Here is a 24,485-nt window from a genome sequence, read left to right as displayed (position 1 = left end):
CAACACGGTGGCCGGCGACAAGGACGCACAGCCCAATTCCCTGCCCGCCGAGGCACGGGAGCGGCACGGGCAGCTCGCTGAGCAGATCGAGGAGCACCGCTTCCGGTACTACGTGAAGGACCAGCCGGTCGTCAGCGACGCGGAGTTCGACCAATTGCTGCGCTCGCTGGAGGCCCTGGAGGAGCGGTATCCCGAGCTGCGCACCCCCGACTCCCCGACCCAGAAGGTCGCGGGCGCGTACGAGACCGAGTTCACCTCCGTCCAGCACCGCTCGCGCATGCTCTCGCTGGACAACGCCTTCAGCGACCTGGAGCTGGCGGCCTGGGCCGAGCGGGTCGCCAGGGACGTGGGCACCTCGGAGTACCACTTCCTGTGCGAGCTGAAGGTCGACGGTCTCGCGGTCAACCTGACGTACGAGCACGGCCGCCTCACCCGCGCCGCGACCCGCGGCGACGGCCGCACGGGCGAGGACATCACGCCCAATGTGCGCACGATCGCGGAGATTCCGGACCGTCTCCAGGGCGACCGCGTCCCGGATCTGGTGGAGATCCGCGGCGAGGTCTTCTTCCCGATGGAGAAGTTCGAGGAGCTCAACGCCCGCCTGGTGGAGGCCGGCGACAAGCCCTTCTCCAACGCGCGCAACGCGGCGGCGGGTTCGCTCCGCCAGAAGGACCCCCGCGTCACCGCGAGCCGCCCCCTGCACATGGTGGTGCACGGAATCGGCGCCCTGGAGGGCTTCAAGAGCCTCACCCGACTCTCCCAGGCCTACGAGATGCTGCACTCCTGGGGCCTGCCGACCACGCGGTACGCGAAGGTGGTCGACGACCTCGACGGAGTAAGGGAGTTCATCGCGTACTACGGCGAGAACCGCCACTCCGTGGAGCACGAGATCGACGGGGTCGTCGTCAAGGTCGACGAGATCCCGCTCCAGGGCCGCCTCGGCTCCACCTCGCGCGCGCCCCGCTGGGCCATCGCCTGGAAGTACGCGCCCGAGGAGGTCAACACCAAGCTCATCAACATCCGGGTCGGCGTCGGCCGCACCGGCCGCGTCACGCCGTACGCGCAGGTCGAGCCGGTCACGGTCGCGGGCTCGGAGGTCGAGTTCGCCACCCTGCACAACCAGGACGTGGTGAAGGCCAAGGGTGTCCTCATCGGGGACACGGTGGTGCTGCGCAAGGCCGGTGACGTCATCCCGGAGATCCTCGGCCCGGTCGTCGACCTGCGGGACGGCAGTGAGCGCGAGTTCGTGATGCCCGCCGAGTGCCCCGAGTGCGGTACGCCGCTGCGGCCGATGAAGGAGGCCGACGTCGACCTGCGCTGCCCGAACGCACGCTCGTGCCCGGCCCAGTTGCGTGAGCGGCTCTTCTACCTCGCGGGCCGCAAGGCACTCGACATCGAGCAGTTCGGGTACGTGGCGGCGGCGGCCCTCACCAAGCCGCTGGAGCCGGCCGAGCCGCCGCTGGCCGACGAGGGCGACCTCTTCGACCTCACCATCGAGCGGCTGCTGCCCATCAAGGCCTATGTCCTCGACCAGGACAGCGGCCTGCCCAAGCGCGACCCGAAGACCGGCGAGGAGAAGATCGCCACGGTCTTCGCCAACCAGCAGGGCGAGCCCAAGAAGAACGCGATCGCGATGCTGGAGAACATCGCGGCGGCCAAGGAGCGTCCGCTCGCCCGGATCCTGACCGGTCTGTCGATCCGTCATGTCGGGCCGGTCGCGGCGGAGGCGCTGGCACGCGAGTTCCGCTCCATCGACCGGATCGACCAGGCCACCGAGGAGGAGCTCGCCACCACCGAGGGAGTCGGCCCGATCATCGCGGCCTCGCTCAAGGAGTGGTTCGCGGAGGACTGGCACCGCGAGATCCTGCGCAAGTGGCGGGCGGCGGGCGTCCGTACGGAGGACGAGGGCTCCGGCGAGGACGAGGGCCCCCGGCCGCTCGAAGGACTCACCGTCGTCGTCACCGGCACGCTCGAACACCACACGCGGGACGGCGCCAAGGAGGCCCTGCAGAGCCGGGGAGCGAAGGTGACCGGTTCGGTCTCGAAGAAGACGTCTTTCGTGGTGGTGGGCGACAATCCAGGCACGAAGTACGACAAGGCGATGCAGCTGAAGGTGCCGGTTCTGAACGAGGAGGGCTTCGCCGTCCTGCTCGAACAGGGACCGGAGGCCGCCGCGGAAGTCGCCCTTCCGACCGAGGAGTAGCGGTTGAAGGCCACCCGTTCGGCGCATATCAGATGCATACGGGTGGCCGGGTCGCATTCGGGCAACCGTCGTCGACCGCTGCCCGTAGAAGCCTTCTGCGGCCTACTGTTGAGATGTGCGCCTGCCGTGCCCAGCTGCGGTTGGGGCATCCCCTGCTCCGCAAGAGTCTGGGGAAGGGTTTTCAGACGCGGTGCCGTTGGCAGTTGTCGCCGGCAACGGGCCGCGTGGCGTGGGCACCGCCGGCTGTGAGAGGGACGGGAATGGAACCGACCGAGAGCGCCGCCCCGGACTCACGGCTGCGCCTACGCCGGATGACCGGCGCGTGGATGGCCGGACTCCGGACGGGGCGTTCGTCGGAGCGCCTCGGCACGGGCGGGCAGGGCTCCGCGCCACCCCTCACCGTAACCGCCCCCGCCCCGGGTGTCGGCCGACTCACCGCCGAGCGCGGCGGCGGCCTGCCCGGTCACGATCCCGAACGGCACACCTCCTGGCCCACGCTGCCCGCCGCGGTCGTCGGGGTGGCCGCGTTCGTTCTCGGCGGCGGCTTCTACCGGGCGTTCGGCGGCCACCACGCGCTCTTCCCGTCCGGCGCGGTCGGCTGGTCGCTGGCGGTACTGACCGGCGTCATCGTCGGCCATCTGGTCGCCCTCGGCCGCGCCCGCTGGTGGGGCGGCACGGGCTCCGGCGCCGCGCTGACGCTCGCGGTCCTGCTGCTGTACGGCTGGGTGGCCGCCGGGATGGTCAGCCTGACCGTCGTCGTGCTGGTCGGCGTCGCGCGCCGAGGCCGCTGGCGCCAGGGGGTGTTGCACGGCGCGGTCGACATCCTCGGCATCGGCGCCGGAGCGCTGGTCCTCGCCATGTTCGGACGGGTGCCGTCCGTGGAGGCGCCCTGGAACCCGGAGAGCTGGAACTTCTACGCCGCACCCGAGGTGGTGCTGGTCGCGACCGCCTATCTCGCGGTCACCCGCGTCCTGCTCTGGTACCTGCACGCGCCGGGCACCGCCGGTCTGCCGACCGCCACCCGTACGGCGCTGGTCAGGCAGGGCCTTGTCGCCGTCGCGCTGCTCGGTATCGCGCCACTGATCTGTGTGGTCGCGGTCGCGCAGCCGATGCTGCTGCCGCTGTTCTCGATCCCCCTCATTGCGCTCGACTCCACCCTGTGGATCGCCAGGGTCCGGGCCGAGGAGCAACTGCGCGACCCGCTGACCGGGCTGCCCAACCGCCAGTGGCTGCTCGAACGGACCTGGACGGCCCTGGACGACGCCGAGCGCATCGGTGCGCGTTCCGCCCTGATGCTGATAGACCTCGACCGCTTCCGTTCTGTGAACGACACGTTGGGGCACCTCGCCGGTGACCGGCTGCTCCTCCAGATAGCCGACCGGCTGCGGCTGGCGCTGCCGCGCGGGGCGGAGGCCGCGCGGCTGGGCGGGGACGAGTTCGCCGTGTTACTGCCCGTCGCCGACTCCACCACGTCGGCCACGCGGGTCGCCCGCACTCTCGTCGCCGCCCTCGGTTCACCGCTCGACCTCGACGGACTCACCCTCGTCCTGGAGGCCAGCGCCGGGCTCGCCGTCTTCCCCGATCACGCGCTCGACGCGGAGGGGCTGCTGCGGCGGGCGGACGTGGCGATGTACCAGGCGAAGCGGGACCGTACGGGGGTGGAGGTGTACGAGTCCAAGCGGGACTCGAACACACCGGACCGGCTCGGTCTGCTCGGGGACCTGCGCCGGGCGCTGGACGCCGGTGACGTGGAACTGCACTACCAGCCCAAGGTCCGCTTCGACGGACAGGTGGCCGGACTCGAGGCGTTGGTGCGCTGGGTGCATCCCGAGCGGGGGAAGGTGCCGCCGGACGAGTTCATCGCGATCGCCGAGTCGTCCGGGCTGATGCCGCACCTCACCGAATACGTGCTCGAGACGGCACTCGCCCAGGTCGCGCGGTGGCGGGCGCAGGGACTGCGCGTACCGGTCGCGGTGAACGTGTCCCCGCGGGACGTCCACACCCCCGGTTTCGCGGGCTCGGTCGCCGCGCGGCTCGCCCGGCACGGGGTCCCCGCGGGGGCGTTGCAGCTGGAGATAACGGAGCATGTGCTCCTCGAGGACCCGCAGCGGGCCGCGGACACGCTGGCCGCGCTGACCGGGCACGGCGTGAAGATGTCGCTGGACGACTTCGGCACCGGGTACTCCTCGCTCGTGCATCTGCGGCGGCTGCCGGTGAGCGAGCTGAAGATCGACAGGTCGTTCGTCGCACGGCTCGCCGTGGACAACGAGGACGCGGAGATCGTGCGGTGCACCGTCGATCTCGCGCATTCGCTGGGTCTGCTCGTCGTGGCGGAGGGTGTCGAGGACGACGAGACGTGGGAGCGGTTGCGGGATCTCGGGTGTGACGCGGTGCAGGGGTGGCTGGTCGCGGCGGCGATGCCTCCGGAGGAGGCGACGGCGTGGCTGCTGGCGCGGGGATCGCGCGGCTGGCAGCGGCCGCGGGCCGCGCTGCCGGCCGCGGAGTAGTTCCGACGGTTCGTGCGGTTCGTGGGGCCTCATCGCCGTCGGCGTCTGTTTGTTCGTCGTGGCTGGTCGCGCAGTCTCCCGCGCCCCTGACGGGGCGCCGCGGTCCCGTCAGCCGGGGGCTGAGGCAAACCTGGGCGCAGGCATCGGCCCCGGACCCATAGGATTGGGCCAAACCACACACTCTCACCCAGAGGATCGCTGCATGCCTGGCATCACGCGCGAGGAGGTCGCCCACCTCGCACGGCTGGCGCGTCTGGAGCTGAAGGCCGAAGAGCTCGACCACTTCGCCGGCCAGCTCGACGACATCATCGGCGCGGTCGCCCGCGTCAGCGAGGTCGCCGACCAAGACGTACCGCCGACCTCTCACCCGCTGCCGCTGACGAACGTCATGCGCGCGGACGAGGTCCGTCCGTCGCTCACCCCCGAGCAGGCGCTCTCCGGCGCCCCGGCCCAGGAGCAGCAGCGTTTCAAGGTGCCGCAGATCCTGGGGGAGGACTAATCACCATGACGGACACCAACGTCAACATCATCAAGCTGACGGCGGCCGAGATCGCCGCGAAGATCGCCGCGGGCGAGCTCACGGCCGTCGAGGTCACCGAGGCGCACCTCGCCCGGATCGACGCCGTCGACGAGAAGGTGCACGCCTTCCTGCACGTCGACCGCGAGGGCGCGCTCGCGCAGGCCCGCGCCGTGGACGCGAAGCGGGAGCGGGGCGAGAAGCTCGGCCCGCTGGCCGGTGTGCCGCTCGCGCTCAAGGACATCTTCACCACCGAGGGCATCCCGACGACCGTCGGTTCGAAGATCCTCGAGGGCTGGATCCCGCCGTACGACGCGACGGTGACCGCGAAGCTGAAGGCCGCCGACGTCGTCATCCTCGGCAAGACCAACATGGACGAGTTCGCCATGGGGTCCTCCACCGAGAACAGCGCGTACGGCCACACCGGCAACCCCTGGGACCTCACCCGTATCCCGGGCGGCTCCGGCGGCGGGTCGAGCGCCGCGCTCGCCTCCTTCGAGGCCCCGCTCGCCATCGGCACGGACACCGGCGGCTCCATCCGTCAGCCCGCCGCCGTCACCGGCACGGTCGGCGTCAAGCCGACGTACGGCGGGGTGTCGCGCTACGGCATGGTCGCGTTCTCGTCCTCCCTCGACCAGGGCGGTCCCTGCGCCCGTACGGTCCTGGACGCCGCGCTGCTGCACGAGGTCATCGCGGGCCACGACCCGTTCGACTCCACCTCCATCGACGCCCCGGTCCCGCCGGTCGTCGAGGCGGCCCGCAACGGCTCGGTCGCCGGTATGCGCGTCGGTGTCGTCAAGCAGTTCCGCGGCGAGGGCTACCAGGCCGGCGTCGTGCAGCGCTTCGACGAGGCCGTCACCCTGCTGGGGGAGCTCGGCGCCGAGATCGTCGAGCTGGACTGCCCGTCCTTCGACCTGGCGCTGGCGGCGTACTACCTGATCGCGCCGTCCGAGTGTTCGAGCAACCTCGCTCGCTTCGACGCCATGCGTTACGGCCTGCGGGTCGGCGACGACGGCACGAAGTCGGCCGAGGAGGTCACCTCCCTCACCCGTGAGGCGGGCTTCGGCCCCGAGGTCAAGCGCCGCATCATGCTCGGCACGTACGCGCTCAGCTCCGGCTACTACGACGCGTACTACGGCAGCGCCCAGAAGGTCCGTACGCTCATCACGCGCGACTTCGAGAAGTCGTTCGAGAAGGTCGACGTCATCGTCTCGCCGACCACGCCGACCACCGCCTTCCCGATCGGCGAGCGCGCCGACGACCCGATGGCGATGTACCTCGCGGACCTGTGCACCATCCCGACCAACCTGGCGGGCAACGCCGCCATGTCGCTGCCCTGCGGTCTGGCCCCGGAGGACAACCTGCCGGTCGGCCTGCAGATCATCGCCCCCGCGATGAAGGACGACAGGCTTTACAAGGTCGGCGCCGCGGTCGAGGCCGCCTTCGTGGAAAAGTGGGGGCACCCGCTGCTCGAGGAGGCTCCGTCGCTGTGAGTAAGGCTCTGTCCAAGGCCAAGGGCTTCAAGAAGTCCAAGTCCGGCACGTACCTGTCCATCGCGACCACCGCGTTCGGTGCCGTCGGCGTCGCCAAGCAGGCCAAGAAGGCCCGCACGGAACACGACACGCTGCGCCTCATCGACGCGGCCGTGTCCGCCGCCGCCATCGTCACCGGCCTCGCCATCCTCTACCGGGAGCTCAGGCGCCTGGGCGACGACGACGTCCTGCTGGGCTGAGAGGGAAGTTTTCACCGTGACCACCACGACCGACGAGCTGGTGTCGTACGAGGACGCTCTCGCGACGTACGACCCCGTCATGGGCCTCGAAGTCCATGTCGAGCTCGGCACCAAGACCAAGATGTTCTGCGGGTGTTCCACCGAGCTGGGCGCCGCGCCCAACTCGCAGACCTGCCCGACCTGCCTCGGCATGCCCGGCTCGCTGCCCGTCGTCAACGCGACCGGCGTCGAGTCCGCCATCAAGATCGGCCTCGCGCTGCACTGCGAGATCGCCGAGTGGTGCCGCTTCGCCCGGAAGAACTACTTCTATCCGGACATGCCGAAGAACTTCCAGACCTCGCAGTACGACGAGCCGATCGCCTTCAACGGCTACCTCGACGTACAGCTGGAGGACGGCGAGGTCTTCCGCGTGGAGATCGAGCGCGCCCACATGGAGGAGGACACCGGCAAGTCGCTGCACGTCGGCGGCGCCACCGGCCGAATCCACGGCGCCTCGCACTCCCTGCTCGACTACAACCGCGCGGGCATCCCCCTCATCGAGATCGTCACCAAGCCGATCGAGGGCGCGGGCGAGCGCGCTCCCGAGGTCGCCAAGGCGTACGTCGCCGAGCTGCGCGAGCTCATCAAGGCGCTCGGCGTCTCGGAAGCCCGCATGGAGCAGGGCCAGATGCGCTGCGACGTGAACCTTTCGCTGCGCCCGCACGGCCGCGAGAAGTTCGGCACGCGCTCCGAGACGAAGAACGTCAACTCGCTGCGTTCCGTGGAGCGTGCGGCCCGCTTCGAGATCCAGCGGCACGCCGCGGTGCTCAACAGCGGCGGCACGATCATCCAGGAGACCCGCCACTTCCACGAGGACACCGGGTCCACGACCTCGGGCCGCGTGAAGGAAGAGGCCGAGGACTACCGGTACTTCCCGGAGCCCGACCTCGTTCCGGTCGCCCCGTCCCGTGAGTGGGTCGAGGAGCTGCGCGCGGGCCTGCCCGAGCAGCCGCTCGCGCGTCGCAACCGACTCCGTGAGGAGTGGGGTGTCTCGGCGCACGACATGCAGTCGATCCTGAACGCAGGTGCCATCGACCCGATCGTCGCCACGATCGAGGCGGGTGCGGACGCGGCGTCCGCCCGCAAGTGGTGGATGGGCGAACTGGCGCGCAGCGCCAACGAGTCGGGCAAGGCCCTCGAGGACCTGCCCATCACCCCGGCGCAGGTCGCCCGGGTGGCGCAGCTCGTCGCCTCGGGTGACCTGAACGACAAGCTCGCCCGCCAGGTCATCGAGGGTGTGCTCGCGGGCGAGGGCACCCCGGACGAGGTCGTCGACAAGCGCGGTCTGAAGGTCGTCTCGGACGAGGGCGCGCTGACCGCCGCCGTGGACGAGGCCATCGCCGGCAACCCGGGCGTCGCGGACAAGATCCGCGGCGGCAAGGTGGCCGCGGTCGGCGCCCTGGTCGGCGCGGTCATGAAGGCCACCCGTGGCCAGGCCGACGCGGCCCGCGTCAAGGAACTCATCCTGGAGAAGCTGGGCGTCAGCGAGGGCTGAGTACGAGTAAGTACCCACCTAGGGGGATGCATCGACTCCGATGCATCCCCCTAGGCATGCCCGTGGGTCACCCCGCCGACGACAGCGGCACCGTCGTCGGGCACGCCACCCATGAGACGCTGGCCGCTGCGACGGACGCCGAGGTGGCGGACGTACTGGAGGACGAGCGGGAGAAGGAGCGGCAGCAGGATGTACGCGATATCCCTGGGTGACGACGGCGCGGAACTGCGGCCCCTGGAGCCCTGGCACGCGGAGGAGTTCCTCGCGCATCTCGACCGGGGGAGGGAGTTCATCGGGCAGTACATCCCCTTCGGATCCAAGGCCACGGACGTGCCCTCCGCGCGGGAGACACTCCAGCGGTACGCCGACATGCGCGCCGGCGACACCGGGTCCCTGCACGGCCTGTGGCTGGAGGGGAAGCTCGTCGGCGGGGTGCTCTTCCTGAACTTCGACGCCGAGCACGGCAACTGCGAGGTCGGCTGTTGGCTGGAACCCGCCGGCACCGGACGCGGTCTGGTCACCCGGGCGATGCGGATCCTCATCGACTGGGCGGTCGAGGAGCGCGGGATCCATCGTGTGGAGTGGATCGCCGCCTCCGCGAACGTACCGAGTGTGAACGGCGCCCGGCGGCTCGGGATGACCCGGGACGCGGTGCTGCGGGAGAGCTACCCCCATCGGGGCGTACGCCTCGACATGGAGGTCTGGTCGGTGCTCGCGCCCGAGTGGCGGGCGGCACACGCGCGTGAGCAACGATGATCTTGGCCGCCGCTCACAACGATCATTAAGAGACTTCTCAGACTCCGTCCGTACGGTGCGGGTCATGGGAACCAAGACAGTGGACGAAGCCGTGGACGCGAACGGCACCGAGGCAAAGAGCGACGAGGAGACCGTGAACGCCACCAAGACCGACGAGGCGCCGGACGCCGAGGTCGAGGAGACCGGCGACACCGAGACCGAGGACCAGGACGACCTCGACGCCGAGGCACTGGAGGGCGAGGACGCCCCCGAGGCCGAGAAGGGCACCCCCGGTGTCGGCCAGGGCGCCGCCGCCGTCGTCTCCGCCGGCCTTGGCATCGTGTCCCTCACCGGCAGCTGGGTCGCCACCGTGGCCGCCGCCCGCGAGACCCTCGTCGGCCAGCTGGGGACCTCCTCGACCGCGAGCGTCGCCAAGCAGGTCAAGGAGGTCTACGGCGACGCGTGGGCGACCACCGCGCTGGTCGGCGGCCTCTTCGCGCTGGCCGCGCTGATCGTCGGCGTCGTCGTCCTGGTGCGGCCCGCCTTCGGGGCCCCCGGCAAGCCGCAGGCCGCCTGGATCAAGTCGGTCGCCTGGGCGGGCGTCTCGCTCGGCGTCATCGGCCTGGTCCTCGCCGTCGCCAAGTACTCCGACATCATTCTCGGACTGCCCTCCACCAGCTGAATCCCCAGCTGAATCCCCGGCTGGATCTCCGTACCTCTGAGGGGCCTTAGGGCCGCCGTAAGTCACTTACGGCCGCTCTAAGGCCCTTCGCGTGCGCAAGATGCGGAACTCTCCCGATGTGCCGCACCCCCCTGGGAGACGAAGGTTGAGGCATCGCAGGAAGCGATGACGAAACCGACTCTCACGAGGGACACGACATGTTCGAGTACGAGCTCCAGCAGATCCGATCCGACGAGCTGATCCGCGAGGCGCAAAACCACCGTCAGACGCAGGAAGCCCTCCGTGGCCGTCGCGCCGCCCGCCGCGCCGCCGCGCGTGAGTCCGGGCAGAACGACCCGGAGGGGAAGGCGCATAGCCCGCGTCCCCGCCGGCACCGGTTCGCCCGCGCCGCATGAACGTGGGGGCGGGGGGCGGCCGTACGGGGGTCGGCCGCCTCCCCGCGAGCGGGGCGGCGGTCGCCCGTCGCACGAAGGGGGCGGCGGCCGCCCGCTCGATAACCAGTGCCGCGGTGTCAGACCCCTGTGCGATGCTCGGGCCCGTGGAAACCAGGTCCGTCAGCCCCGTGTTCGTCGGCCGCACCGACGAACTCGGCATCCTGCACGACGCGCTCGCCCGTACGGTCACGGGGAGTACCTCCCAGGCGTTCAGCACGGGGGGAGAGCCACAGGCGTTGCTGCTGGGTGGTGAGGCCGGAGTCGGAAAGACCCGCCTGCTCGAGGAGTTCGCCACCGCGGCCGTCCGCGAGGGCGCCGTCTTCGTGTGCGGCGGCTGTGTGGAGATCGGCGCCGACGGACTGCCCTTCGCCCCGTTCTCCACCGCCCTGCGCGCGCTGCGCCGACTGCTCCCCGACGAGCTCGCCGCGGCGGCCGCCGGACAGGAGGAGGAGCTGGCCCGGCTGCTGCCCGAGCTGGGCGAGACCGGCCGCGGCGGGCGCCCCGACGAGGAGGGCATGGCCCGCCTCTTCGAGCTCACCGCCCGTCTCCTGGAGCGCGTCGCCGCCGACCGCACCGTCGTCGTCGCCCTCGAAGACCTGCACTGGGCCGACGCCTCCACCCGCCACCTGCTGGCCTACCTCTTCCGCACCCTGCGCAGCGGCCGCCTCGTCGTCATCGCCACCTACCGCGCCGACGACATCCACCGCCGCCACCCCCTGCGCCCCCTGCTGGCCGAACTCGACCGCCTCCGCACGGTCCGCCGCATCGAACTCGGCCGCTTCAGCCGCGCCGAGGTCGGCCGTCAGATCGCCGGCATCCTCGCCCACGAACCCGACCCCGCCCAGGTCGACGACATCTTCGAACGCTCCGACGGCAACGCCTTCTTCGTCGAGGAGCTCGCCGTCGCCGCCCATCAGGGCTGCCGCACCGGGCTCACCGACTCCCTGCGCGACCTGCTCCTCGTCCGCGTCGAGGGCCTCCCCGAGAGCGCCCAGCGCGTCGCCCGGATCGTCGCCGAGGGCGGCTCCACCGTCGAGTACCCGCTGCTGGCCGCCGTCGCCCGGCTCGCCGAGGACGACCTCATCGAGGCGCTGCGCGCCGCCGTCGGCGCCAACATCCTGCTCGCCTCGCCCGGCGGCGACGGCTACCGCTTCCGCCACTCCCTGGTCCGCGAGGCCGTCAGCGACGACCTGCTGCCCGGTGAGCGCTCCCGGTTCAACCGCCGCTACGCCGAGGCCCTGGAGGCCGACCCCACGCTCGTCCCGGCCGACGAGCGCGCCACCCGCCTGGCCAGCTACTGGTACCACGCGCACGACGCGGCCAAGGCCCTCCCCGCCGTCCTCGACGCCTCCGTCGCGGCCCGCCGCCGCCACGCCCACTCCGAGCAACTCAGCCTCCTGGAGCGGGCGATGGAGCTGTGGGAGGCCACCCCCGAAGCCGTACGGGACGAACTGCGCCCCATCGACTACGTGGAGGTCTTCCCACCCTGTGGCTGCGACCCGGAAACCACCCCCCTGCGCTACCTCGACCTGATGGCCGAGGCAGCCGTCGCGGGCCGGCTGTGCGGGGAGCGCGAGCGCGCCCTGAAGATCACCAAGCGGGCGCTGCGCGTCCTGGAGGACGAGGACGACCCCCTGCGCGCCGCCTGGTTCTGGATCCAGCGCTCCCGTCTGGTGCAGGCACAGGCCCGCGGGGACGGCTGGGCGGAACTCGCCACCGCCCAGGACCTGGTGCGCGGCCTGCCGCCGTCGGAGGTGCACGCCGAGGTGCTCTCCATGGTCGCCGCCTGGTGCATGCTGCACGAACCGGGCCCCGGCGTCTTCTCGGCCGCCGAGCGGGCCGTGGAGTACGCGCGCATGGTGGGCGCCCGGGACATCGAGCTGAACGCCCGGCTCACGCTCGGCGGCCTCATGGTCGACGCGGGCGACGTGGAGGCGGGCATCGCGGAGATGTACGAGGTCAAGGAGCGGGTGCTCCGGCACACCCCGACCATGGTCACGGGGCGCGTCCACATCAACCTGCCGTCCGCCCTGGAGTCCGTGGGCCGGTCCCGGGAAGCGGTGACGGTCCTGCGCGAGGGTATCGAACTCGCCCGGAAGGCGGGGCTGTTGGACACCGAGGCCTGGGCGTGGGGCAACCTCTCGGAGTCGCTCTACGCGCTCGGCCAGTGGGACGAGGCCGTCGAAGCCGCGCGCAACGCGCTGGGTGTCGGGCTCAGCGGCAAGCCCTCCGGAAGCGGTGCCATGCGCCTCGCGCTTCTCGCGCGCGCCCGCGGTGACCTCGCCGAGGCCGCACGCCAACTCGCCGCCGCCCGTGCCCACTTCGGCACCCACGACCCTATGCCGCAGTACTCGCTGCCCCTGGTCCACACCGCGATCGGCATCGCCGCCGGAGAGGGACGCCTCCTCGACGCCCGCGCTGCCCTGGTGGACACCCTCGACGCGGGCTTCCCGCCCGGCACCCAGCGCGACGGCTGGCCGCTGCTGCTCGCCGCCGCCACCGCGGAGGCCGACGCCCGCGGACTGCCCGTCGCCGAGGCGGGCCGCGCCGAGATACTGGAGCGGCTGCGCAAGGCCGCCAAGTCCCTGGCCACCGGAGCGCCCGTCTGGCTCGCCCACGAACAGTGGGTACGCGCCGAACTCCGCCGCGCCGAGGGCACGGCGGACCCGCACGAGTGGTCCGAGGCGGTCACCGCCTTCGAACCGCTGGAGCGCCCCTACGACCTCGCCCGTGTCCGTCACCGCCTCGCCGAGTCCCTGCTGATCTCGGGAGCGGACGAGGACGACCGGGCCCGCGCCACGGAGCTGCTGCGGCTGGCCGGGGCGGCGGCCGATCACCTCGGCGCCCGCCCGCTCGCCGACGCCGTGGCGCTTCTCGCCCAGCGGGCCCGCCTCGCCCTGGGCCGCGTCCCCGAGCCGTCGGCCCCGGCTTCCGCCGACCCGGTCGAGGCCCTCGGCCTCACCAGCCGTGAGCGCGACGTCCTGCGCCTCGTCGCCGCCGGCCGCAGCAACCGCCAGATCGCCGAGGAACTGTTCATCTCCCCGAAGACCGCCAGCGTCCATGTCTCGAACATCCTGGCCAAGCTGGACGTCTCGGGCCGGGGGGAGGCGGCGGCGCTGGCGCATCGACTGCGCCTGTTCCCCCAGGAGACCCCCACTGCCCGGACGGCGGGCTGAGGCATAGGCTGGCGGGGACCCGGGCCGAGGGAGGCGCCGTGTTCAACATGTTCGAGGAGCTCTTCGCACCAGGCCGCAAGCACACCGACGACGAACGCAAGCGGCTCGAACTGAGCCGCGTGGACCTGAACGACGGTGACCCGGGCCGCGGCCCCATAGACCTGTCCTCCGGCAAGGTGGTCGTACGGCTGCCCAAGCAGGAGGAGGGTCAGGAGCGAGAGCAGGAGCAGGACGGCGGGCGGGCCGAAACGGGGGAGGCACCCGTGCCGGAGCCGGACGGGTCCTGAGGCCGGGCGGCTACTTCACCTCCAGCTCCAGAATCCTGTCGTCGCCCTTCCCGGGGCTGCCGCGGCCGTCCGTCTCGCTCGTCACGAGCCAGAGCTTGTCGCCGCCCGCCGGGACCACCGTGCGCAGCCGGCCGTACTCGCCCTTCAGGAAGGCCTGCGGGGCGGCGGCGGCCTCCGTGCCCTTCAACGGGATGCGCCACAGACGTTGGCCGCGCAGACCCGCCATCCAGAGGGAGCCCTCGGCGTAGGCGATACCGCTCGGGGAGGCCTGGTCCGTGTGCCACTGGGCGATCGGGTTGTGGTACTTGGGGTCGTCGCTCTTGCCCTCCACCACCGGCCAGCCGTAGTTGTCGCCCGGCTTGATCTGGTTCAGCTCGTCCCAGGTGTCCTGGCCGAACTCGGACGCCCACAGCCGCTGCTTGTCGTCCCAGGCGAGGCCCTGGACGTTGCGATGGCCGTACGAGTAGACCACCGAGTTCTCGAAGGGGTTGCCGGGCGCCGGATCGCCGTCCGGCGTCATCCGCAGGATCTTGCCGCCCAGCGCCTTCGTGTCCTGGGCCTGCCCCCGGTCACCCGTCTCGCCCGCCCCCGCGTACAGCATCCGGTCCGGACCGAAGGCGATCCGCCCGCCGTTGTGGATCATCCCCTTGGGGATGCCCTTGAAGATCGTGTCCGGCGCCCCGAGCTGCTCGCCGGACCGCTTCTTCTCGTCGTACAGCATGCGGACGATGCGGTTGTCCGAGGCCGTCGTGAAGTACGCGTAGATCATGTGGTCCGAGGCGTACGTGGGGGAGAGCGCGATGCCGAGGAGGCCGCCCTCGCCCGCGGGGGCCACGCCGGGCACCTGGCCCAGTTCGGTCTTCCTGCCCGTCTTCTCGTCGACCCGCGTGATCGTGCCCTCGTCCCGCGAGGACACCAGCAGACCGCCCTCGGGCAGCGGCGCCAGGCCCCAGGGCGACTTGAGGTCCTCGGTGACGGTGCGCACCACCTTCACCGAGCCCTTGGCGGGCGCGGCCGTCTCGGTGGCCCGCGGGGCGGACGACGCCCCCGTCCCCGTACCGCTCGGCGACGGGCTCGGGCCGCCGATCGGCAGCCCTCCTCCACCACCGGAGGAACAGCCGGCCGTCACCACCAGCGCTACCGCGGCCAACGCGGCCTTCATCACTCGACGTTGCACGATCAGAGGTCCCTTCGACGCGGCGGTCCTACTGTTCATACACCGCGCGAGTCCCAGGGGTTCCCGATCCCGAACACCCGGTCTCTTCCGAGCGGGGCCTCAGTCCCAGGACCCCCGCGCCGCAGGCAGCGCCGCCACCTCCGCCAGATCCTCCGCCGTCAGCCGCAGCCCCGCCGCCCCCGCGTTCTCCGTGACCCACCGTTCCCGCTTGGCCCCCGGCACCGGGACCACGTGCCGCCCCTGGGCCAGCACCCAGGCCAGCGCCACCTGGGCCGGCGTGACCGCGTTCCCGAGCAGGCCGTGGCGCCGGGCGATGCGCCGCAGCCCGACGACGATGGGCTGGTTCGCGGCCATCATCTCGGCCGTGAAGCGGGGGTGGCGGGCGCGCAGGTCATCGGGCTCGAACCCCTCGCCGGGGGTGAGCGTGCCGGTCAGGAAGCCGTTGCCGAGGGGCATCGCCGCCAGGAAGCCCACCCCGCGCGCCGCACACCACGGCAGCAGCGCGTCCAGCGCCTCCGGCGACCACACCGACAGCTCCGCCTCCACCGCGCTCACCGGGAAGACCTGCTGCACCCGCTCCAGCTGCCGGATCGTTCCGTCGTGCAGCCGCGCCCCCGAACGACGGGCGGACCGGGCCCCCACCGCGCACAGCCCGAGCGAGCGCACCTTTCCGGCCGACACCAGGTCCGCCATCGCACCCCACGTCTCCTCGACCGGAATCTCCGGGTCCGCGCGGTGCAACTGGTACAGGTCGATCACATCGGTCTGGAGGCGGCGCAGCGAGGCGTCGCACGCCCGCCGCACATAGCCGGGACGGCCGTTGGCCACGATGTGCTGCTCGCCCACCAACAGCCCCACCTTCGTCGACACGAAGGCCTCGGAGCGCCGCTCCTTGAGCACCCGCCCCAGGAGCAGCTCATTGGTGAAGGGGCCGTACATGTCGGCCGTGTCGAGCAGCGTCACCCCCTGGTCGAGCGCCGCGTGCACCGCGCGCAGCGACTCCTCACCGCGCTGTCGCGAACCGGTGTAGGCCCAGCTCATCGGCATGCACCCGAGCCCGATCGTCCCCACATCGAGCGTCGCCGCGCCGATCGTCCTGCGCTCCACCTGGCCCTGACCCTCCTCTTTCCGGCACCCCAACCTAACCTCTGCGCGGCCAGGTACCTGGCATAGCCTCCTGACCATGACTTCCGATGTGTGGCTTCCCTTTCATGCCGACGAGATCGAGGGCCTCCCCGAGAGCCTCAGCTATCGCTTCTGGGACGGCGACCAGGAGTTTCCCGCGGATCCCGCGCACTGTGAGTTCTACGTCGTCCCCTATATGAAGGGGCCCGGCGTCGGCCAGCGGCCGCTGGCCGAAATGACCTCGCTGCGGGTCGTGCAGACGCTCTCCGCCGGGGTCGACCACGTCCTGTCGAGTGTGCGGCCCCTGGCCCCGGGCGTGCAGTTGTGCAACGCCCGGGGGGTGCACGAGGCGAGCACCGCCGAGCTCGCGCTCACACTGATCCTCGCGTCGCTGCGGGGCGTCCCCGAGTTCGTACGGGCGCAGGACAAGGGGGAGTGGCGCTCCGGCTTCCATCCGGCGCTGGCCGACAAGTCCGTACTGATCGTGGGCTACGGGTCGATCGGGTCCGCGATCGAGGACCGGCTCGCGCCCTTCGAGGTGGAGCGGGTGGCGCGCGTCGCGCGCTCCGAGCGCACCACGGCGCGCGGTCCGGTGCACCCACTCACGGAACTTCCCGCTCTGCTCCCCGAGGCCGACATCGTGGTGCTCGCCACGCCCCTCACCGACAGCACACGGGGCCTGGTGAACGCCGAATTCCTGGCCCGGATGAAGGACGGAGCGCTGCTGGTGAACGTCGCCCGCGGGGCCGTCGTCGACACCAAGGCGCTGCTCGCCGAGCTCGACAGCGGGCGCCTCACCGCGGCCCTCGACGTCACCGACCCGGAGCCGTTGCCCCAGGGACATCCCTTGTGGCAGGCGCCCGGCGTGCTCATCAGCCCCCATGTCGGCGGCCCCACCTCCGCGTTCCTGCCGCGCGCCAAGCGGCTTCTGGTCGCGCAGTTGAATCGTTTCGTGAACCGGGAGCCTCTGGGCAACGTGGTCCTTACGACGGGCGCGTAGCCGACTTCGGGCACCCTCCGCAGTCCATCGAATGCGGACGGTGTCCGTGCCGCCGCTGATCGTCACGGAGCGTAGAGGAACTATGTCCCTGAGTGACGAGACTGGTGTATCGTCCCGACAGGGGTTGCGCCGCGCACCGTTCGGCGCCGGGGATGGACATTCGGACTGCGAGGGGGGCGACGGGCGATGCACGGCCTATGGACCAACGATCCGACGCGGCGGGGCCGCCGACGACCCTGGCGCGCGGCCACGCGCAGACGCGGCCACGGCTGTCATGGTGGTCACGGTGGCCATCACCAGCGCAGGCACAGCGCCCGCAGAAGGCATGCGCACCCCGCGCACACGGGCCAGCGGGACCCCGCGCGGACCGGGTGGGCCCGGTGAGTTCCCCCGGGGCGCTGCTGTCCCGGCGGCCGATGTTCGCCGGTGGGACGGGCCTGATTCCGCAACTCGTGCTGGCCCTGGTGTGCGCGGGATACGCCGTCGGTTCCGCGCTCGGCTGGGGCTCCGCGAGCCTCGCGCAGTTCATGGGCGACTTCGGGCTGAGCGCCGCCGCGGGCACCGCGGCGGTCTCCTGCTTCCGCTACGCCCGCAGCCGCCGCAGCCGCTTTCGACCCGCGTGGCTGCTGTTCGCGCTCTCCTCGGCCATGGCCTCGCTGGGCAACGGAGTCTGGGGGTGGTACGAGGTCGTCCTCGACCGCCAGGTCCCGAGCCCCAGCTGCGCCGACCTCTTCTTCCTCTGCTTCGCTCCGCCCGCCATCGTAGGACTGCTCGTGCTAGCCAAGAGGCCCGTGACCAAGGCAGGTTGGATCTGCCTGGCGCTCGACTCCTGGCTGATCGGCGGTTCCCTGCTCACGCTGTCCTGGAGTCTCGCGCTCGCCCAGGCGGCGAAGTTCGACGGGCCGAGCGTCGCGCACACCGCGCTCTCACTGGCGTACCCGCTGCTCGACATCGCCCTGGTCAGCATGGTGCTCGCGCTGCACTTCAGGCGCTCGTCGGTGAACCGCTCCGCGGTGAACACCGCGATCGGCGCGCTCGCCCTGACCGTGATGTGCGACGCCCTGTTCACCTCGCCCCTCCTGCACAACAACTACCACTCCGGGCAGCTCCTCGACGCGGGCTGGTTCGCCGGCTCACTGCTCCTCGCGTACGCCCCCTGGGTCGGTCCCCGGCACGGGCAGCCCGACGCCGTCGGGCACGGCGCGGAGGAGCCCCATAGGGACAGGCACGCGCGCGTGGTGCACGAGCACATCCCGGGGCCCCGGCAGGCAGGGCGGCCCGGGGACCGGCAAGGGGGGCGCCAGGGCGGACCCGGGATCCCTCAGGGACCCCAGGAGCCCCAGGAACCCCAGGACGGAGGCCGCGACCGGTACCCGACCACCCGTCCGATCGCCGGATCACTGGCCGCGCTCACGCCCTACCTGGCCGCCGCCGTCTGCACGCTGGGCATCCTGTACAACGTCATGAACGGCCGCAGCGTCGACCGCGTCGTGCTCATCACCGCCGGGCTCGTCGTACTCGCCCTGGTGGTGCGCCAGGGCATCATGCTGCTCGACAACATCACCCTCACCCAGGAGCTGGCCCAGCAGGAGAACCACTTCCGCTCCCTGGTGCAGGGCTCCAGCGACGTCATCATGATCGCCGCACCGAACGGCATCCTGCGGTACGTCAGCCCGGCCGCCGCCGGAGTCTACGGCCGCAACGCCGAGGAGCTCGTCGGCTCCGAGCTCGCCTCCCTCATCCACCCCGAGGACCTCGGCTGTGTGGTGCACGAGGTGCGCCGCTTCCTGGCCGCCAGTCACCTGGAGGAGCCCACCACCCGCATCGAGTGCCGCTTCAAGTCCGGCGACGGCGGCTGGCTCAATGTGGAGTCCACCGTCAACCGACACCACGGCGGCCTCATCTTCAACAGCCGCGACGTGACCGAGCGGGTCCGGCTGCAGGCGCAGCTGCAGCACAACGCCGAGCACGATCCGCTCACCGACCTGCCCAACCGCGCGCTGTTCACCCGGCGCGTCCAGCAGGCCCTGTCCGGCCGCCGCTCCACCGACCGCGGCGCCGCCCTGCGCGGCACGGCCGTCCTCTTCATCGACCTCGACGGCTTCAAGGCCGTCAACGACACGATCGGGCACCAGGCCGGCGACGAGCTCCTCGTCCAGGCCGCCCGCAGACTCCAGGAGTCGGTGCGGCAGGGCGACACCGCCGCCCGCCTCGGCGGCGACGAGTTCGCGGCGCTCATCGTCGGCGACGGCAGCCGCGACCGCGGCGCGCGCGAGCAGCAGATCCTGGAGCTCGCCGACCGGCTGCGGATCAAGCTCTCCCAGCCGTACGCCATCGACGGCAACGATGTCCGGGTCGCCGCGTCCATCGGCGTCGGCTTCGCCGAACCCGGCCTGGGCGCGGGGGAGTTGCTGCGCAACGCCGACCTCGCCATGTACCGCGCCAAGGCGGCGGGAAAGGGCCGCGTCGAGCTGTACGCGCCCCAGATGCAGCAGGACGTCGTACGGAAGGCGGAGCTGGCCACCAGGCTGCGCTCCGCCCTCCAGGACGGCGAGTTCGCGCTGCTGCACCAGCCCGTGGTCTGCCTCGGGAATGGCCGGATCGCGACGGTCACCGCCCAGGCCCGCTGGCGCTCCTCCCAAGGGGTGCTCTTCACGCCCGCCGAGTTCCTGCGGGTGGCCGAGGACAGCGACAAGACCGCCGAGCTGGGCCGCTGGATGCTCGAGGAGGCGGTCGAGCAGGCCGCCGAGCGGGCCGCCGTGGGTGTCACCGTGCCCGTCGCCGTGCGGATGAGCGCCCGGCGTCTGCTGGACCGCTCGATGCCCCTCGGCTCCGTGGAGGCCCTGCTGACCCGGCATGGGCTCGCCTCCGGTGCCCTGCTCGTCGAGCTGGCCGACACCGACCCCCGGGTGTCCCTGGACGAGCTGGAGCGGCGGCTGAACGCTCTCAGGCGGCTCGGTGTCCGGATCGCCCTGGACGGATTCGGCAGCGGCTACGCGGCCATCACGGCGCTCAGGAGACTGCCCGTCGACGTACTGAAGCTCGACCGGAGCCTGGTCGAGGGCGTCGTCGAGTCCGCCCGGCTGCACAAGATCACCAGCGGGCTGCTGCGGATCGCCACCGACCTGGGGCTGCAGTCGGTCGCCGACGGCGTGGACCTGCCCGAGCAGGTCGTCGCCCTGCGCGCGATGGGCTGCACACACGGACAGGGCATGGCCTTCTCCGGGCCGCTCGACGAGTACCGGCTGCGCAGGGCGCTGTCCTGCGGCTACTACCCGGTGCCGCACGGCCCGGCCGAGCCCGCGTTCGCGGGCGGCGGCGCGGGGGTGTATACGGGTGGTGTGTCGGCGGTTTTCGGGAGCGGTACGGCCCTCCGCTCACATAATGAGACTCCCGTCCCACCCACTTGACAGTCAGTGCGTGCCGGGGGGAGGGTCAATGCCATGCGCACCCGAATTCTCGTACTTGGAAAGCGCGTCGGCTGAAGCTGGTGACCACCGGACCGACCCGGAACACCCAGCGACCGCACCCGGCGCGCTCCCCTCGCTTGCCTCACGGCACGAGGGGTTTTTTGTTGCACAGGCACCAGTCGTACACCGCACAAAACTCGCAAAAACCCTCAGCATCGAGAAGAGAATGCCGATGACCGAGCAGGCCACCGGGGCCCATCACCCGCAGCCGCGGCCCCGTTCCGGAGGACAGCAGTCCGCCCCCGAGCACGTCACGGGCGCGCAGTCCCTCATCCGCTCGCTTGAGGAGGTCGGGGCCGAGACGGTATTCGGCATTCCCGGCGGCGCGATCCTTCCGGCCTACGACCCGCTGATGGACTCCCGGCGAGTGCGGCACGTGCTGGTGAGGCACGAGCAGGGCGCGGGTCACGCGGCCACCGGTTACGCGCAGGCCACCGGCAAGGTCGGCGTCTGCATGGCGACCAGCGGCCCCGGTGCCACCAACCTGGTGACGCCGATCGCGGACGCGCACATGGACTCGGTGCCGCTCGTGGCGATCACCGGGCAGGTCGCGTCCAAGGCGATCGGCACGGACGCCTTCCAGGAGGCGGACATCGTCGGCATCACCATGCCGATCACCAAGCACAACTTCCTGGTGACCAAGGCCGAGGACATCCCGAGGACGATCGCGGAGGCCTTCCACATCGCCTCCACCGGCCGTCCGGGCCCCGTCCTCGTCGACATCGCCAAGGACGCCCTCCAGGCGCAGACCGTCTTCCAGTGGCCGCCCACTCAGGACCTGCCCGGCTACCGCCCGGTGACCAAGCCGCACGCCAAGCAGATCCGCGAGGCCGCCAAGCTGATCACCCAGGCCAAGCGGCCCGTCCTCTACGTCGGCGGCGGCGTCCTCAAGGCCAAGGCCACTGCCGAGCTGAAGGTCCTCGCGGAACTCACCGGAGCGCCCGTCACCACCACCCTGATGGCGCTCGGCGCATTCCCCGACAGCCACCCGCTGCACGTGGGAATGCCGGGCATGCACGGTGCGGTCACCGCCGTCACCGCGCTGCAGAAGGCCGACCTGATCGTCGCCCTCGGAGCCCGCTTCGACGACCGCGTCACCGGCAAGCTGGACAGCTTCGCCCCGTACGCCAAGATCGTCCACGCCGACATCGACCCGGCCGAGATCGGCAAGAACCGCGCCGCGGACGTGCCGATCGTCGGTGACGCCCGCGAGGTCATCGCCGACCTGGTCCAGGCCGTGCAGAAGGAGCACAGCGAGGGCCACGCCGGCGACTACGCCGCCTGGTGGAAGGACCTCAACCGCTGGCGCGAGACCTACCCGCTGGGCTACGAGCAGCCGGACAACGGCTCCCTGTCGCCGCAGCAGGTCATCGAGCGCATCGGACAGCTCGCCCCCGAGGGCACCATCTTCGCGGCGGGCGTCGGCCAGCACCAGATGTGGGCCGCGCACTACGTCCAGTACGAGCAGCCCGCGACCTGGCTCAACTCCGGCGGCGCCGGAACGATGGGCTACGCGGTCCCGGCCGCGATGGGCGCCAAGGCCGGTCAGCCGGACAGGACGGTCTGGGCGATCGACGGTGACGGCTGCTTCCAGATGACCAATCAGGAGCTCACCACCTGTGCCCTGAACAACATCCCGATCAAGGTCGCCATCATCAACAACGGCGCCCTCGGGATGGTCCGCCAGTGGCAGACCCTCTTCTACAACCAGCGCTACTCCAACACCGTGCTGCACTCCGGCCCGGACGCGGACGGCAAGCAGCCGAGCGCCGGCACTCGCGTCCCCGACTTCGTCAAGCTGTCGGAGGCCATGGGCTGCTACGCGATCCGCTGCGAGTCCCCCGAGGACCTCGACAAGGTCATCGCGGAGGCGAACTCGATCAACGACCGCCCCGTCGTGGTCGACTTCATCGTGCACGAGGACGCCATGGTGTGGCCGATGGTCGCCGCCGGCACCTCGAACGACGAGATCATGGCCGCCCGGGACGTCCGCCCCGACTTCGGCGACAACGAAGACGACTGAGACCGAGAGAGAGCCGAGTCCACCACCATGAGCACCAAGCACACCCTCTCCGTCCTCGTCGAGAACAAGCCGGGTGTCCTCGCCCGGATCACCGCCCTGTTCTCCCGCCGCGGTTTCAACATCGACTCGCTCGCCGTCGGTGTCACCGAGCACCCCGACATCTCCCGCATCACCATCGTGGTGAACGTGATCGAGGCGCTGCCGCTCGAACAGGTCACCAAGCAGCTCAACAAGCTCGTCAACGTCCTGAAGATCGTCGAGCTGGAACCCGGCTCGGCGGTGCAGCGCGAACTCGTTCTGGTGAAGGTGCGCGCCGACAACGAGACGCGCTCCCAGATCGTCGAGATCGTCCAGTTGTTCCGCGCCAAGACCGTGGACGTCTCCCCGGAGGCCGTCACCATCGAGGCCACCGGCGGCAGCGACAAGCTGGAGGCCATGCTCAAGATGCTGGAGCCGTTCGGCATCAAGGAGCTCGTCCAGTCCGGCACGATCGCGATCGGACGCGGGGCGCGTTCGATCACGGACCGCTCGCTGCGCGCGCTCGACCGATCAGCCTGATCCTTGGTACGGGGCGGTCGGTGATCGCCGGCCGCCCGTATACCGAGACCCGAAAACTTCCCTCCCCCCGCCCGCCGTACGGTGGGACGCAACACCGGCAATACCGGAAAACAAGGAGAACCCCAGTGGCCGAGCTGTTCTACGACGACGACGCCGACCTGTCCATCATCCAGGGCCGCAAGGTCGCGGTCATCGGCTACGGCAGCCAGGGCCACGCCCACGCGCTGTCGCTGCGCGACTCGGGTGTCGACGTCCGCGTGGGTCTGCACGAGGGCTCCAAGTCCAAGGCGAAGGCCGAGGAGCAGGGCCTGCGTGTGGTGACGCCGTCGGAGGCCGCCGCCGAGGCCGACGTCATCATGATCCTGGTGCCGGACCCGATCCAGGCGCAGGTCTACGAGGAGTCCATCAAGGACAACCTGAAGGACGGCGACGCGCTGTTCTTCGGCCACGGTCTGAACATCCGTTTCGGCTTCATCAAGCCCCCGGCCGGTGTCGACGTCGCCATGGTCGCCCCCAAGGGCCCGGGTCACCTGGTGCGCCGCCAGTACGAGGAGGGTCGCGGTGTTCCCTGCATCGCGGCCGTGGAGCAGGACTCGACGGGCGGCGCGTTCCCGCTGGCCCTGTCGTACGCCAAGGGCATCGGCGGTACCCGTGCGGGCGTCATCAAGACGACCTTCACGGAGGAGACCGAGACCGACCTGTTCGGTGAGCAGGCCGTGCTGTGCGGTGGCACCGCGGCGCTGGTGAAGGCGGGCTTCGAGACGCTGACCGAGGCCGGCTACCAGCCGGAGATCGCGTACTTCGAGTGCCTGCACGAGCTGAAGCTGATCGTGGACCTCATGTACGAGGGCGGTCTGGAGAAGATGCGCTGGTCGGTCTCCGAGACCGCCGAGTGGGGCGACTACGTCACCGGCCCGCGGATCATCACCGACGCCACCAAGGCCGAGATGAAGAAGGTCCTCGCGGAGATCCAGGACGGCACCTTCGCCCGGAACTGGATGGAGGAGTACCACTCGGGTCTGAAGAAGTACAACGAGTACAAGACGCAGGACGAGAACAGCCTCCTGGAGACCACCGGCAAGGAGCTCCGCAAGCTCATGTCGTGGGTCAACGACGAGGCGTAAGCCGTACGGCCGAAGGGGCCGGAGCATCCGCTCCGGCCCCTTCGGTCAACCCTGGGCAACGCCCGTGAGCGCGACGTTGTCCACCCCGTCCAGCCACGGACGGGTGATCCTTCCACGGAGGCGCAAGCAGGCCCCCGTAGCCGCACTACACTGCTGCACAACAAACGCGTCAGGCCCACAGCGTCGTGCGTCTTCCACGCG

The 24,485-nt window shown here is 71.0% G+C and carries 19 protein-coding genes; 17 read left to right on the top strand and 2 right to left on the bottom strand.

All coding sequences use genetic code 11. The annotated features are described in order from the left end of the window. Positions 1-7 precede the first annotated feature (7 nt). From ligA to OG568_RS17705, 12 genes are all read left to right on the top strand, one after another. Positions 8-2,203, top strand: a complete 2,196-nt coding sequence (gene ligA / locus OG568_RS17760) for an NAD-dependent DNA ligase LigA (RefSeq protein ID WP_329532291.1) — start codon at positions 8-10, stop codon at positions 2,201-2,203. 260 nt (positions 2,204-2,463) lie between these two features. Continuing rightward, on the top strand, positions 2,464-4,710 hold the full coding sequence (locus OG568_RS17755; RefSeq protein ID WP_329532290.1) for a putative bifunctional diguanylate cyclase/phosphodiesterase: 2,247 nt from the start codon (positions 2,464-2,466) through the stop codon (positions 4,708-4,710). A gap of 202 nt (positions 4,711-4,912) precedes the next feature. Further along, positions 4,913-5,209 (top strand): Asp-tRNA(Asn)/Glu-tRNA(Gln) amidotransferase subunit GatC, encoded by a 297-nt coding sequence (gene gatC, locus OG568_RS17750; protein ID WP_010984178.1) that lies wholly within the window; start codon positions 4,913-4,915, stop codon positions 5,207-5,209. A gap of 5 nt (positions 5,210-5,214) precedes the next feature. Continuing rightward, positions 5,215-6,720 (top strand): Asp-tRNA(Asn)/Glu-tRNA(Gln) amidotransferase subunit GatA, encoded by a 1,506-nt coding sequence (gene gatA / locus OG568_RS17745; protein ID WP_329532289.1) that lies wholly within the window; start codon positions 5,215-5,217, stop codon positions 6,718-6,720. Beyond that, positions 6,717-6,959: a hypothetical protein gene (locus OG568_RS17740; protein ID WP_266431109.1), complete on the top strand. Its 243-nt coding sequence runs from the start codon at positions 6,717-6,719 to the stop codon at positions 6,957-6,959. The genes gatA and OG568_RS17740 overlap by 4 nt, the downstream gene beginning before the upstream one ends. A 16-nt stretch (positions 6,960-6,975) precedes the next feature. Next, positions 6,976-8,493, top strand: coding sequence for an Asp-tRNA(Asn)/Glu-tRNA(Gln) amidotransferase subunit GatB (gene gatB, locus OG568_RS17735; RefSeq protein WP_261689955.1), 1,518 nt, complete (start codon positions 6,976-6,978; stop codon positions 8,491-8,493). Positions 8,494-8,549: 56 nt separating this feature from the next. Continuing rightward, complete coding sequence (locus OG568_RS17730) at positions 8,550-8,705, top strand: hypothetical protein (protein WP_329532288.1); 156 nt, start codon at positions 8,550-8,552, stop codon at positions 8,703-8,705. Next, positions 8,683-9,249 (top strand): GNAT family N-acetyltransferase, encoded by a 567-nt coding sequence (locus OG568_RS17725; protein WP_329532287.1) that lies wholly within the window; start codon positions 8,683-8,685, stop codon positions 9,247-9,249. Before OG568_RS17730 ends, OG568_RS17725 begins: the two co-directional genes overlap by 23 nt. A gap of 64 nt (positions 9,250-9,313) precedes the next feature. After that, positions 9,314-9,910, top strand: a complete 597-nt coding sequence (locus OG568_RS17720) for a hypothetical protein (protein WP_266431104.1) — start codon at positions 9,314-9,316, stop codon at positions 9,908-9,910. Between the two features lie 197 nt (positions 9,911-10,107). Then, positions 10,108-10,305 (top strand): hypothetical protein, encoded by a 198-nt coding sequence (locus tag OG568_RS17715; protein ID WP_266431102.1) that lies wholly within the window; start codon positions 10,108-10,110, stop codon positions 10,303-10,305. A 131-nt stretch (positions 10,306-10,436) separates the two neighbouring features. Next, a complete protein-coding gene (locus tag OG568_RS17710; RefSeq protein ID WP_329536377.1) occupies positions 10,437-13,520 on the top strand; it encodes a helix-turn-helix transcriptional regulator in 3,084 nt (1,027 codons plus the stop codon). Between the two features lie 38 nt (positions 13,521-13,558). Then, on the top strand, positions 13,559-13,807 hold the full coding sequence (locus OG568_RS17705) for a DUF6191 domain-containing protein (RefSeq protein ID WP_329532286.1): 249 nt from the start codon (positions 13,559-13,561) through the stop codon (positions 13,805-13,807). 10 nt (positions 13,808-13,817) lie between these two features. On the opposite strand, the gene OG568_RS17700 is transcribed toward OG568_RS17705, so the two are convergent. Next, positions 13,818-14,969, bottom strand: a complete 1,152-nt coding sequence (locus OG568_RS17700; RefSeq protein ID WP_329532285.1) for a PQQ-dependent sugar dehydrogenase — start codon at positions 14,967-14,969, stop codon at positions 13,818-13,820. Between the two features lie 114 nt (positions 14,970-15,083). Beyond that, positions 15,084-16,091, bottom strand: a complete 1,008-nt coding sequence (locus OG568_RS17695) for an aldo/keto reductase (protein WP_329532284.1) — start codon at positions 16,089-16,091, stop codon at positions 15,084-15,086. 76 nt (positions 16,092-16,167) lie between these two features. Here OG568_RS17695 and OG568_RS17690 point away from each other — a divergent pair, with 76 nt between their 5' ends. From OG568_RS17690 to ilvC, 5 genes are all read left to right on the top strand, one after another. After that, positions 16,168-17,109: a 2-hydroxyacid dehydrogenase gene (locus tag OG568_RS17690; protein WP_266431094.1), complete on the top strand. Its 942-nt coding sequence runs from the start codon at positions 16,168-16,170 to the stop codon at positions 17,107-17,109. A gap of 416 nt (positions 17,110-17,525) precedes the next feature. Then, positions 17,526-20,519: a putative bifunctional diguanylate cyclase/phosphodiesterase gene (locus OG568_RS17685; protein ID WP_329536376.1), complete on the top strand. Its 2,994-nt coding sequence runs from the start codon at positions 17,526-17,528 to the stop codon at positions 20,517-20,519. A gap of 226 nt (positions 20,520-20,745) precedes the next feature. Further along, positions 20,746-22,602, top strand: a complete 1,857-nt coding sequence (locus OG568_RS17680) for an acetolactate synthase large subunit (protein WP_329532283.1) — start codon at positions 20,746-20,748, stop codon at positions 22,600-22,602. Positions 22,603-22,629: 27 nt separating this feature from the next. Beyond that, a complete protein-coding gene (ilvN, locus tag OG568_RS17675; protein WP_054234575.1) occupies positions 22,630-23,160 on the top strand; it encodes an acetolactate synthase small subunit in 531 nt (176 codons plus the stop codon). Between the two features lie 125 nt (positions 23,161-23,285). Beyond that, the gene (gene ilvC / locus OG568_RS17670; protein WP_266419075.1) at positions 23,286-24,284 is read left to right on the top strand and encodes a ketol-acid reductoisomerase; all 999 of its coding nucleotides are present in this window, start codon (positions 23,286-23,288) and stop codon (positions 24,282-24,284) included. Positions 24,285-24,485: the final 201 nt, after the last annotated feature.

It is taken from the genome of Streptomyces sp. NBC_01450, assembly GCF_036227505.1.
Lineage (GTDB): Bacteria > Actinomycetota > Actinomycetes > Streptomycetales > Streptomycetaceae > Streptomyces.
The sequence above is the reverse complement of the archived record's forward strand: the minus strand, read 5'-3'. Positions and strand labels throughout refer to the sequence as shown.